The 12,741-nt window shown below is 55.2% G+C and carries 9 protein-coding genes; 3 read left to right on the plus strand and 6 right to left on the minus strand.

All coding sequences use genetic code 11. From position 1 onward, the window contains the following. Position 1: 1 nt before the first annotated feature. From AC0YNX_RS13580 to AC0YNX_RS13590, 3 genes are all read right to left on the minus strand, one after another. Positions 2–844 (minus strand): carbohydrate ABC transporter permease, encoded by an 843-nt coding sequence (locus AC0YNX_RS13580; protein ID WP_475816253.1) that lies wholly within the window; start codon positions 842–844, stop codon positions 2–4. 115 nt (positions 845–959) lie between these two features. Next, a complete protein-coding gene (locus AC0YNX_RS13585; protein ID WP_475816186.1) occupies positions 960–3,947 on the minus strand; it encodes an extracellular solute-binding protein in 2,988 nt (995 codons plus the stop codon). A 24-nt stretch (positions 3,948–3,971) separates the two neighbouring features. Further along, entirely contained in the window at positions 3,972–5,081 is a 1,110-nt protein-coding gene (locus AC0YNX_RS13590) for an ABC transporter ATP-binding protein (protein ID WP_475816187.1), read from the minus strand. Between the two features lie 392 nt (positions 5,082–5,473). On the opposite strand from AC0YNX_RS13590, the gene AC0YNX_RS13595 reads away from it, so the two are divergent. Continuing rightward, positions 5,474–6,826: an LLM class flavin-dependent oxidoreductase gene (locus tag AC0YNX_RS13595; RefSeq protein WP_475816188.1), complete on the plus strand. Its 1,353-nt coding sequence runs from the start codon at positions 5,474–5,476 to the stop codon at positions 6,824–6,826. 38 nt (positions 6,827–6,864) lie between these two features. Further along, positions 6,865–8,061: an LLM class flavin-dependent oxidoreductase gene (locus AC0YNX_RS13600; protein WP_475816189.1), complete on the plus strand. Its 1,197-nt coding sequence runs from the start codon at positions 6,865–6,867 to the stop codon at positions 8,059–8,061. A gap of 552 nt (positions 8,062–8,613) precedes the next feature. Here AC0YNX_RS13600 and nfsA read toward each other — a convergent pair. After that, positions 8,614–9,363, minus strand: coding sequence for an oxygen-insensitive NADPH nitroreductase (nfsA, locus tag AC0YNX_RS13605; RefSeq protein ID WP_475816190.1), 750 nt, complete (start codon positions 9,361–9,363; stop codon positions 8,614–8,616). 185 nt (positions 9,364–9,548) lie between these two features. On the opposite strand from nfsA, the gene AC0YNX_RS13610 reads away from it, so the two are divergent. Continuing rightward, positions 9,549–10,703: an NAD(P)-binding domain-containing protein gene (locus AC0YNX_RS13610; protein WP_475816191.1), complete on the plus strand. Its 1,155-nt coding sequence runs from the start codon at positions 9,549–9,551 to the stop codon at positions 10,701–10,703. A gap of 85 nt (positions 10,704–10,788) precedes the next feature. Here the strand turns inward: AC0YNX_RS13610 and AC0YNX_RS13615 are convergent, their stop codons facing one another. Beyond that, positions 10,789–11,760, minus strand: coding sequence for an ABC transporter ATP-binding protein (locus AC0YNX_RS13615; RefSeq protein ID WP_475816192.1), 972 nt, complete (start codon positions 11,758–11,760; stop codon positions 10,789–10,791). Further along, on the minus strand, positions 11,757–12,737 hold the full coding sequence (locus AC0YNX_RS13620; RefSeq protein ID WP_475816193.1) for an ABC transporter ATP-binding protein: 981 nt from the start codon (positions 12,735–12,737) through the stop codon (positions 11,757–11,759). Before AC0YNX_RS13620 ends, AC0YNX_RS13615 begins: the two co-directional genes overlap by 4 nt. Positions 12,738–12,741 lie beyond the last annotated feature (4 nt).

Below are 12,741 nucleotides of genomic sequence, written 5' to 3' on the forward strand. Positions count from 1 at the left end.
ATTACTCCTCCTTGCTTCCGAACAATCCCCAAGCGAGCTTATTCGATCCGTACATCAGCAGCAGGAGAAAGACCGAAATCGCCGCCGCATAGCCCATCTCGAAACGGATAAAGCCGAAATCCTGAATATGGTTGACGATCAGATGCCCCGCGTATTCAGGCGTCGGATTCTTGCCCGATAGCTCCGGGCCGATCGCTCCCGTCTTGAAGGTCGTGACGATCGCCATGACGGCGCCGAACAACATCTGAGGCTTCATCGAAGGAATCGTGATGTACCAGATCTCCTGCAGCCTGCTCCGGATGCCGTCAATCCGTCCTGCTTCATACAGAATCGGATCAATGTTCAGAATGCCGGCCAGCATAGCCAGGAAACCGACGCCCATACTCGACCATAATGACACTGCAATCATGGATTTCATCAGCAGCGCGGGGTCGGTCACCCACAGCTTCGGCACGTCGATCAGACCCTGCCCAAGCAGAAAGCTGTTCAGATAGCCGATCCGGTCCCCGGACAGCAGCGGCAGCCAAATGACTGTCAACGCGATGCCGACCGTGAGCGAGGGCGTGTAGACCGCTAAAGCAATCCACTTGCGGATGTTCTTGCCCAGCAGAGAGATTAGCCATGCCACGATGAAGCCCGCAATGTAACCGCCAGGTCCCACGATGATCGCGAATTTGAACGTATTCGGAAGGGCGTATTTCAAGAACAGCAGATCCTGCGAGATCAAATATTGAAAGTTGCTCCATCCGATAAAACGAGGCCGCTCGACCGCGTTGTAATACGTAAAGCTAAGTCCAATGGCAATGACGACCGGAACGACGATGAATGCGCCGAATATGAGCATGAACGGAGCAATGAACAAATACGACGTCCGGCAGGACCACAGCTTGCTCAGGATGACGTTCGTCTCCCTCTCACGGCTAGCCGTTACCCCGTACGCCGTCCGAATAGACAATAATCTACTTAACATAGCGGTCGATCCCTTCCCATGGTTTGTCGACATTCGGCAGCTTGAACGGCTTCAGCCGCTTGCCGTCGGCATCGATGAAGCCGAATTCCTCCTGCTTCCTGCGGAGCTCCCGGTTAATGTCGCGTACCGCTTGTTCGAGCGAAGCCCGATAGTTCATCTTGCCGATAACCGACCGGTTCCAGGCGTTGTTCGCTTCCCGCTCCAGGTAATAGCCACCGGGAACGTTCGGGATATCCTTGTACCATCTCCATTGCTCCAAGATCACTTCCGCGTCCTCCCGCTTCCAAGGTAGGCGGCTGAACGCCTGGACATTCGACGTATTCCAGCGGAACGCGACGCCGTTAATGGCTTCAAGATCAGCACCATATTGCTGCTGGACATCGGAGGACAGCCACCACTGCAGAAACTTCCACGCCTGCTCCTTCTTCGGCGACCGTTTGAAGATGACGTCGGTCCGCTGCCCGCCTCCCGCCCAGCGCGAGATCGTGCCATCGGCCTGCTTGACGCCCGGTATTTCAGCGATCTTCCAGCGGTCGTTCAGTTCGGGCGCTGCCGCCGCCAGCTGTACGTACATGTTGTAATCCGATATGCCGATCGGCATCGTACCGTCGCGGAAATGCTGATAGAAGCTCGGCACTTCCTTCTCGATCGCATACGTGTTGAACAGATCCGTCCATTGCTTGAACGCCTTGAACGCGTCCGGATTGTCGAGAGCAGTCTTCAAACCGTCCGGCTCGTAGAAATCGATGCCGTTCTGATAGAAATATTGCGAGAATTGCGTCGGATTGATATAAAAGTTCATGTAATTCTGCTGCAAAGTCGGCAGGATATCGTAGACATCCTCCCACGTCTGCGGAACCTGGATGCCTAGCTTCTTCAGAATATCCTCCCGGTAGAACAGCACTTGGAACGACTGCGTTTCCGGCGTGCCGTATAGACTGCCGTTGTAGTTGAGCGGAAGCCAAGAGCCGGGACTGAACTGCTCATAGAGCTTATCGAACCCGTCGAACTCGGATAGGTTCGCAAGACTTCCCCGAATCGCGAGATCGACCGGCAAATCCTGCGTTAGTCCGAGCGCAAGATCAGGCTGAACGTCGGCGGCATTGGACATAAGCAGCAGCTCGGGATTCGCGAGCAGATTGACCTTCACCTCGATGCCGGTCTCCGGCGTGAACGATTCGTCGGCCAGCTGCTGAAGCTGATCAACGTAGTCTCGACCGCGCTGGACCCAGATGTTCAGCTTATTCTCATCGAGCTTCGTGATGCTGTCTCTGCTGTCGAATGAGTAGCTGAAATTTTGAATGCCTCCCCAAATTCGGCTCCAAAGCTTCGCCTCCATGTCGGGAAAGTCAGATCCGCTCGGAGCCACGTACAGTTCGTCGAGCTGGAGCGTCTGCTTCAGCAGCGTTTCGATGAACAGGTTCAGCTTCTCCCGAATGGACGCGATTTCCTCGACGTTATATGGAATCTCCTCCGGCTTCTTCAGCAGCGAACGAATGTCTTTGGCTGCCGTGCCCATTCCCTGGCTTACGGAATCTTTGGTTCCGTTAATCAGCACGTTCTTCTGCGACAGAAGCTCCAAACGATCCGCGATGCGCTGCAGCTTAGTCGGCATATCCGGATAATCCCGCTCCACGATCCAAGTCCGGTTACGATCCACGACCGCTCCCGTCAAAGCCCGCAAATCCCAATCGACCGCATCGAGCTCTTCAGAGACCGATTTGATTTCGGCAATGATGGGTTCTACCGGAGCATGAGTGACCGCAAGCGAGAGCGTGTGCTTCCCTTTCTCCAGATAGACTTCATAGGGGCTGCCTGCATCGTCTTCAAGCACCAGTCCTTGCCAGCTTGGCGAATAAGGAATGGCGAAGGCTTGGAACTCTCGGAACGGAACCTTGCCGTCGATGCGAACGGTCCGAAACGATGTCTTCTGCGAAGTCACGTTCTGAATCTCGCGGAGAGCGAATTTATACCGTCCGCTCTCCGGAACCTCGAAAGCCCATGTGATTTCCTGATTCTGGTCGACCCACCTTGCGCCTCCGACCGTATTGTACGTAATCCGACCTTTTGCCCTCGGCACGGTACGAGGATTGCGATCCGAGAACAATTTAATGGCGGTATCGTTCTTATAGGCAAAATCTTCAGCTTGAATCGTAATCGGACTCTCGCCTGCCGCGTCGCCGCCAGCAGGATAGCCGGCGGATACATCCGCATAGCTGCCCGGCGTTTCACTTGGCGCCAGCTCGATCCTCTCCAATGCAATCGGCTCATAGCCCGAGAATCGGATCGTATGGCTGCCCTTCGTGAAATACCATTGGAGCGGACCAGCGTAAGCGCCTGCCGAATCGACCAGAGGCTCGACGCTCCACTCGGATACATCCTTCGATCTCGGACGGATTTGATCGCCGTCGCCGTTCTTCAAGATGGGCCGCACATCTTGCCACGTGCGGTAAAGCGCAACGGACGACGCTTCTGCGAACGGACGCTTACCATCGATATTCACTTCCCATAGGATCGGAGCCGTTCTGCCGTCGTCCGTTACCGGCTTGTAAGAAAGGCGAATTTCGTACAGCCCCGCCTCTGGGACGACCGCCTTGAATTCAGCCCATTCTTTGTCCGGTGAATTCCAGTTTAGGACGCCGGATTTGACGCCATATTCGCCGGTTGAGAGCCGGTCTGCATCCGACACCGCCTGCGGGCTGCCAGCGCCCACCGCGACGACAGCCTTGGCGCTTTGGATTCCTTTGCTTTTCCATTCGCTCAAAGCTTGGGCATACGTGAGCTCTCCCTCTTCGGTGCCGGCAGGCGGCGACGTATTCGAGGCATCGTCCGCGTTGACCGAAGCCCCTGCCGCTGCCGCAACCGAAGCCTGGTCGTTTCGACCGCCGGAATGCTGTAGCGCAGCCTGCACGGAGAATACGAGCAAGCCGGCTGCCAGCACGGCTCCGACCGCCTTCCCCCATAAACGTGTTTTCACAAAGCTCTCTCCTTCCGGCGTGGTTTAGGACGAAAACCGCTCGCCGGTTTCCTGATGAAAGAACAGCATCTTCAACGTGTCGAGCCCTAATCTCACCGTTTCGTTCGATTCGAAATGCACCGACGGACTGACTCGGGCGATGAGCAAATTGTCCTGACCGATATCGAGATAGAGATAGCGGTCGGCTCCCATCAGCTCGCCGAACTTGTACGAGCCCGTGATGACGGCCTCCGAGAACAGCGCTTCGAGGCTGATGTTCTCGGGCCTTATGCCGAGTATGACTTGTTTGTCGATCTGCTTGTGCTTCCGAAGCGCAGCCGCGTTATCGCCATGAATCGGAAGCTTGAACCGCGAGGTATGAAATTCAAGGACGCCAAGCGCATTCTCTTCGATCTTGCCTCGGATGAAATTGATTTGCGGCGATCCGATAAAGCCGGCGACGAACGTATTGGCCGGATATGAATAAATCTCCTCAGGCGTATCGATCTGCTGAATGATGCCGTCGCGCATGACGACAACCCGGTCGGCCATCGTCATCGCCTCCACCTGATCATGCGTCACGTAGATGAATGTAGTGCCCAGCTCTTTATGGAGTTTAATGATTTCCATCCTCATGGATACCCTCAGCTTGGCATCCAGATTGGATAGAGGCTCATCCATGAGAAACAGCTTCGGATTGCGGACGATCGCCCGGCCTAGGGCGACGCGTTGACGCTGTCCCCCCGACAACTGCCGCGGTTTGCGGTTCAGATACGGCTCGATCTCCAGAATCCGGGAAGCCTTCTTCACGGCGATATCGATTTCGTGTTTCGGCAGCTTCCTCATCCTAAGGCCGAACGCGATATTCTCATAGACGCTCAAGTTCGGATACAGCGCGTAGTTCTGGAACACCATTGAGATGTCGCGGTCCTTCGGTGGCAGATGATTGACCACTTGGCCGTCGATGATGATTTCGCCTTCCGAAATATCCTCAAGACCGGCTATCATGCGCAGCGTCGTTGACTTGCCGCAGCCGGACGGACCGACGAATACGATGAATTCCTTGTCCCCGATCGACATGTGGAAGTCTTTCACGACCGGATGTTTATCCTTACCGTAGCGTTTGTATAGATGATTGATCTGCAAGCCCGCCATTGATATCCCCCTGTCTTTACGCCCGTATTCCAAATGAAAAAAGGAGATATCCGGCAGGCTTCATAAAGAAACCTGATCAGACATCTCCGAGTGTACGGTCGATTATTTGGTCGAAATCGATATAACCAATAAATCCGATGAATTTTATATGCTTTCGTTCAGCATGGGTCTTACTATAACAACGGCTCCTAGATATTGTCAACCTCATCTGCTAAAACTTTTTTTGAGAAAATCAATTGACGATTGTCTCATGATCCTATAATATTCGAGTAAAATGATGGGATTACCCAGAGTTAGAGACCGGTCAACCGGATCCATGGCTATTTAGCGTGGATCCGGTTTTTTTTCGTCCTTTACTCGGCAATGGGCTCCCGGAATCTGAGGTGATTTGTTTGAGTACAAACAAGGGAAAGTCGAAGAAGCAGGCACATTTTAACGTATTTATTCGCGGAGCCGGCCATCATGCCGGGGCTTGGAAGCACCAATCCAGCGATCCGAAAGCGGATCTTGGTCTGGAGTATTATGCAGGTCTTGCGCAGATCGCCGAGCGGGGACTGTTCGATTCCTTATTCACGGCGGACAACTACTCCGGCCTCGGAAGAAGGCTCGAGCCTTTCACATTGTTATCGGCGCTTGCGGCGCTGACCAAACATGTCGGTTTCATTGCCACCGTCAGTACGACGTATAACGATCCGTACCATGTCGCCCGCAAGTTCGCGTCACTCGACCACATTAGCAAAGGTCGCGCCGCATGGAATATCGTAACAGGCCATTCGCAGTCGGATGCCGATAATTTCGGCAAACCCGGACATCCCGAGCCCGAGACGCGTTACGATATCGGAACGGAGTTTGTCGAAGTGACGAAGCAGCTATGGGACAGCTGGGAAGAAGACGCTCTCGTCTACGACAGGTCGACCGATGTGACGCTTCATCAGGACAAAGTGCACGAAATTAATTTCAAAGGGAAATATTTCAACGTCAAAGGTCCTTTGAACATTCCACGCCCGCCGCAAGGATATCCCGTTCTTGTTCAAGCTGGCTCCTCGGAGAGCGGCAGGGAGCTCGCCGCCCGTACGGCGGAAGTGATCTTCACGGCGCAACAGACGCTTGGCGCCGCGCAGGAGTTCTATACGGACGTCAAATCCAGGCTGGCCAGATACGGCAGAACGCAGGATCAACTGCTCATCATGCCTGGACTCAGCCCGATTATCGCTGACACCGAAGCCGAAGCCCGCGACCTCGAAGACGAGCTGTTCTCCTTGGTGGATCCTGCCAAAGCGCTGAAGCGGCTCTCCAATTATTTTACCGTCGACCTTTCCGAATACTCGCTTGACGATCCTGTCCCGGTTGATAAGTCGCAGCCGTACGGCTTCTCGAACAGCGGCATTACGAGCCGCCATGAAGTGGTCGTGGATGCAGCGCGACGCGATAACATGACGATCCGCCAATTCCTGAGCCGGAGCTATGCCGGGCATGGCCATGTTTCGTTCACTGGCTCGGTCATCCAAGCTGCCGATTTCATTGAGAAATGGCTGGCAGAAGGCGGAGCCGACGGCTTTAACATCTTGCCTCCGCTCTTCCCGTCCGGTCTTGATACCTTCGCCGACAAGGTCGTGCCGGAGCTGCAGAACCGGGGCTTGTTCCGCACCGTATACGAAGGCAACACGCTGCGTGAGAATCTCGGCCTTGCCCGTCCGGATAATGAGCATAAGCAGATTTGGGCTCTCAGCAAGGCGGCAAAGTGATAACCGATTCATCCTACACTGAACGGAGGTTTCAATAGATGGCAACCCATTCTTCAGATGAAGTCGAATTCGGCTGGTACATGCCGACAAGGGGCGATGGCCCTTACATTGGCGTCAAATCGGAACGCGTCGTCGATACGCCGTACATGATACGTGTGGCCCAGGCTGTAGAAAATGCCGGCTATACGTTTGCACTCATCCCGACCGGAGGCACCTGCAGCGACGCCTGGATAATGGGGGCGACGCTCGCGGCCCATACGCGCGTATTCAAGCCGCTTGTCGCGATGCGTCCCGGATTAATCGCGCCAGCGCTTGCTGCGCGAATAGGCGCAACGCTTGATGAGGTAACCGGAGGCCGCGCGCTCATCAACATCGTGACCGGCAGCTCGCCGGAGGACATGAGAGCGATGGGCGACCCGCTTGCGGATGACAAGGAAGCGCGTTACGAACGGACGCTGGAATATATCAAGATCGTGCGCGAGCTGTGGATCCGATCTCACGGCGCGGAAGGTCGCCAGTTCCTTGCCGGGGGCAACTTGGCGGCAGGCAACCCGGAAGGCTCCGCTCAAACGTTCGATTTCAACGGCAAGCACTTCTCCATTGAAGGTGGCAAAAGCTACCCGCCTCCGGTGCAGCGTCCGCATCCACCCTTCTACTTCGGTGGAAGCTCGCCTGCGGCGAAGAAGACCGCGGCAGAAATTGCCGACGTCTACCTCATGTGGGCCGAGCCGATCGATTGGATAAAGGAACAAATCGCGGAGGTTGAGCACCATCGCGAGCAGTTGCTTGAGCGCGAAGGCATCAACCGTACGATCCGGTACGGCCTTCGGGCGCAGGTCGTCATTCGCGATACCGAAGAGGAAGCATGGGAAGCTGCGAAACATATCATCAGCAAAGTCGACAAGACGACCCTCGACGCGAACGAAATTCAATTCGGCGGCTCGCAATCGGAAGGCCAACAACGGCAAAATCAGGTTCGCGCACTCGCCAAGGCTAACGATTATGTTATCGGGCCGAACTTCTGGGCGGGTCTGTCCGCCATTCGCGGAGGCGGCGCCATGGCATTCGTAGGCACGCCTGATCAGGTCGCGGACCGCTTGCTCGAGTACGTCGATATCGGCATCACCTCCTTCATTCTTTCGGGCTATCCGAATCTGGAGGAAGCGACGATATCCGGGACGAAGCTCATTCCGGCGTTCCGCCGTAAGCATGCGCAGCGGCTTCAGGTTATTTGAGTAGCTGAGCCAAAGCCGCAATCGGATAAACAAACAGCGCCCATTGCGTATGGGCGCTCAGAGTGTAGAGAAACTCACGTTTATTCAACAAAGTGAGTTTCTCTTTTTATAGACATGTCCCTTTCAGGGTTTCGGAGAGGCACTCAGACTGGGAAGCCACCGATTTCGGCAGCATTGCGAAGCTGAGAATGCATTTTTCGAACTCTCAGCAAAGAATTCGGCCGTTTACTGCGCTGAGAGTGCAATTATTGAACTCTCAGACTGGAAAACAGCCGATTTCGGCAGCATGGCGAAGCTGAGAGTGCAATTTTCGAACTCTCAGCGAAGAATTCAGCCGTTTGCTGCTCTGAGAGTGCAATTATTAAACTCTCAGACTGGAAAACAGCTGATTTCGGCAGCTTGGCGAAGCTGAGAGTGCAGTTATCCCGGCCGTTTGCCGTTCTGACAGATCAGACGCAGCACGCACAGGCTGTCGAGACTTTCTCGACAGCCTGTGCGCCCATTGCGTATGGGCGCTGTCCTTGTCTTAGCAGCAAAGCTTCGCTTACTCGCTTACTTGAAGCGGTAGCCTTGACCTTCAATAAAACCGTGCAAGTGTTGGCGCAACCGGTCTTTGCGGAAACGGGATGCCATCTCTTTGGACCAGTACGTATCCTTGCTGCCGCCCGCACGAGATGCATAATACGCCTTCGTTGTCTCGTCATAGTCTCTAATGCTGGATGAGAACACTTCGTCTCCGTAAATTTCTTCGTGGTAAATGGCAGACACAGGAAGCCTAGGACGAATGTCGGGCTCCTGATCGGGCACGCCAAGGCACATGCCGAATACCGGATAGACGAGCTGAGGCAGCTTCAGCAGCTCCGCCGCCCGTTTCGGATCGTTGCGGATGCCGCCGATGTAGACCATGCCAAGTCCGACCGATTCTGCCGCAATCGTCGCGTTCTGCGCCGCAAGCGTGGCGTCGATGGTCGCCAGCAGAAACGTTTCCACATTCTGCACAAACGCTATGTCTTCATCGCCTTCGTGCAGTTGTACCGCTGTCTGCAGACGGTTCAAGTCTGCGCACCACACCAGGAATAGAGGAGCCTCCTCTATATGCTTCTGCCCGCCTGCAAGCTCGGCGAACTGGCGTTTCGTCTCCTTATTGCGCACGCCGACAACGCTGTAAGCTTGGATATTGGATGATGTCGATGCCGCTTGGGCGGATGCAAGTATGGAAGAAAGCTGCTCCTCCGTCACCGGATCTGGCTTGAATTTACGGATCGAGCGATGTGCCTTTAAATGATTAATAATATCGTTCAACTTATTCCCTCCTCATGAGATAAAAAAAACCAGAGATGCACAGGTGCGCAATCTCCGGTTTTCCGGTGGATCCTTATTCCTACTATTCCAACTGGTAATATTGAATTTAGCATCAAAGCCGGATGCTGTCAACACGAAGCACGGATCCCGCTTCTTATTCTATTAAATATCTAGGAGGGGTCTCCATGGTGGATCTCGCAATTATAGGTGCAGGCCCTTATGGCATATCGTTGGCTGCGCATGCCAAGTCCGCAGGTCTCTCCTATGCGCTGCTCGGACAACCCATGCATTTCTGGAAGGAGCAGATGCCGCAGACGATGTTCATACGCACCAACCCGCTTTACATCAGCCTCTCGGATAGCGATGACAGATGGACAATCGAGCGATTCTGCGAAGAAACCGGCACGCCTCTCGCTTCGCCGTTTCCACGTCCCGCATTCGTCGATTACGCATTCTGGTTCGCCCGCCGGGCTGGCATTACGTTTACGCCTGACCTGGCAGCCCGAATTACACGTTCTCAGCATGCTTTTGAGATCATCACCCAAACAGGAACTCGTCTGTCGGCCGCCAACGTCGTCATCGCCACTGGCCTGCAGCACTTCAGCTACATTCCGAAAGTGCTGAGTTCGCTGCCTCCTTCACTGCTAACGCATACCTTCGGCCAAACCTCGTTTGACCGTTTCCGCGGCAACTCGGTTGCCGTCGTCGGCAGCGGCCAGAGCGCCTGGGAAGCGGCAGCCCTGCTTTATATGGCTGGCAGCGACGCGGAGCTATTGTTTCGCGGTGAAGAGGTGCGCTTCTCCGGGGAGGACAACGCCTCCTCCGGACTACGGCTGATCGAATCGGCTGAGCAGTTTTACCGGCAACCACCTGAAGAGAAGCAGGAGCGCTGGAATACGCCGAGGCACGGCAGCGTCGCCTCATTCCTGAGGCCTTACGTCGAAGGCAAAGTGAAAGCGACGGGCAGCGTCGATATCATACGCGCGGAGGCCAGGGACGATGGCAAGGCGCAGCTTATGCTCTCAAGCGGCGGATCCCGCGTCGTTGACCATGTAATCAGCGCCACCGGCTACCGCATTAATTTGGATCGCTTGCCTTTCCTGTCGCCCGAGCTTTCCAGCAACGTCCTTCGGGAACCTGAACCATTCCATGGCTTCCCTCACTTAAGCGAGCACTTCGAATGCAGCATACCCGGACTCTATTTTTCCGGACCGCTGGCCAGCCATACCCATGGTCCTGCCTTCGGCTTCATTGCAGGCCTTCGACAAGCATGCCGTTCTATTATCCCGCATATCGTCGGCGTGAAGAACGCCAGTCCCGTTAGCGAGCTGCCGCAATAATCGGTTTGGGCATGGCAAAGAGCCGCAACGGTCTGCTACCTGCAGACTGCTGCGGCCCTCCTTATTATTGCTGCATTCCCGTCAATTAGACGAGATGGCAGGCGACTTTGCGGTCATTGCCAACATCTCTGAATTGCGGCACTTCCTCACGGCAGCGCGCAACCGCGTATGGGCAACGGGTGTGGAATTTGCAACCGGAAGGCGGATCAGCCGGATTCGGCAGCTCGCCGCTCAGCACAATTCTCTCGCGCTTCAGCTTCGGGATCGGGATAGGCACGGCCGACAGCAGCGCCTTAGTATACGGATGCAGCGGGTCACGGAATAATTCATCACGCGGCGACGTCTCCATCATCGATCCGAGATACATCACGCCAATATGCGAGCATAAATGCTCGACGACGCTAAGATCATGCGAAATAAACAAATAGGTCAAGCCCTGCTTCTCTTGCATGCCGCGAAACAAATTGATGATCTGCGCCTGAATAGAAACATCAAGCGCAGAAACAGGTTCATCCGCGATGATGAGATCCGGATTGAGGACGAGCGCTCTTGCGATGCCGACGCGCTGTCGCTGTCCGCCGGAGAACTCGTGAGGGAACCGGTCGAAGTGGTACGACGACAGGCCGCAGGCATTTAATACATCCATCACGCGTTCTTGGACCTCAGACTGGGAGGCTAGCCCATGATCGAGCAGCGCCTCGCCGATGGCATCCCCGATCCGCACGCGCGGATTGAGCGAGCTGTACGGATCTTGGAAGATCATCTGCATCTTCGGCCGCATGCGGCGCAGCTCGTCCGGCTGCAAGCCATGCAGGTCGATACCGCCGAATTTCACTTCGCCGGCGGTCTTGTCCGTCAAACGAAGAATCGTTCGGCCAACGGTGCTTTTGCCGCTTCCGGATTCTCCGACAAGACCGAATGTTTCGCCGCGTTTGATCGAGAAGCTGATATCGTCGACGGCTTTGACATGTCCGACCGTGCGGCTGAGCAGTCCCGACTTAATCGGAAAATACTTTTTCAACCCGTTTACCTCAAGCAGTGCAGTAGCTTCCGTCATGCGCGTGTCACCTCCTCGTTCAACCAGCATGCGGCTTTTTGCCCGTTCCCGATGTCTTTCAATGGCGGTTGCTGCGTTCTGCAGATGTCCATGCAATGCTCGCAGCGCTCATGGAAATAACAGGATGGCACGAGCTCCAGCGGATTAGGCACCTGTCCCGGAATGGAATACAGCTCATCTTGGCGTTGGTTGATGACTGGTTTGGACTTCAGCAATCCCTTCGTGTACGGATGCTGCGGATTTTCGAACAAGGACACCACTTCGCCTTCTTCCACAATCTTGCCCGCATACATCACCACAACGTAATCCGCCATCTCCGCCACGACGCCAAGGTCATGGGTGATGAGCAGAATGGACATGCCGGATTCTTCCTTGAATCGGCGCAGCATGTCGAGAATCTGCGCTTGAATCGTGACGTCGAGCGCTGTCGTCGGCTCGTCCGCGATGAGCAGCTTCGGCTCGCACGATATCGCGATTGCGATCATGATGCGCTGCAGCATGCCGCCGCTAAGTTCATGCGGATACGAATCCGCAATCTGCTCCGCACGGGAGATGCCGACCTCGCCGATGAGCTCGATCGCCCGCTTCCGCGCCGCTTTCTTGCTCATTTTACGGTGTTCGATGAGCGGCTCCATCAGCTGCTCGCCGATCTTCAGCACCGGATTCAGCGACGTCATCGGTTCTTGAAAAATCATCGCGATCTCGTTGCCACGAATGGCACGAAGCTCACTGCGGCCCAGCTTGAGCAGATCGAGTCCGTCAAAAGCAATCCTGCCGCCAGTCACACGCCCGGCCGGCCCTTCTACCAAACCCATAACGGACATCGCGGTAATGCTCTTGCCGCTTCCGGATTCGCCCACAATGCAGACGATCTCGCCTTGGCGAACCTGCAGCCCGACGTCGTCCACAGCCCGCACTACGCCTTCTTCGGTATGGAAATGCGTGCTTAGATGCTCGATCTCAAGTACGTTATTCATGTTA

It is taken from the genome of Paenibacillus sp. J31R98, assembly GCF_056269245.1.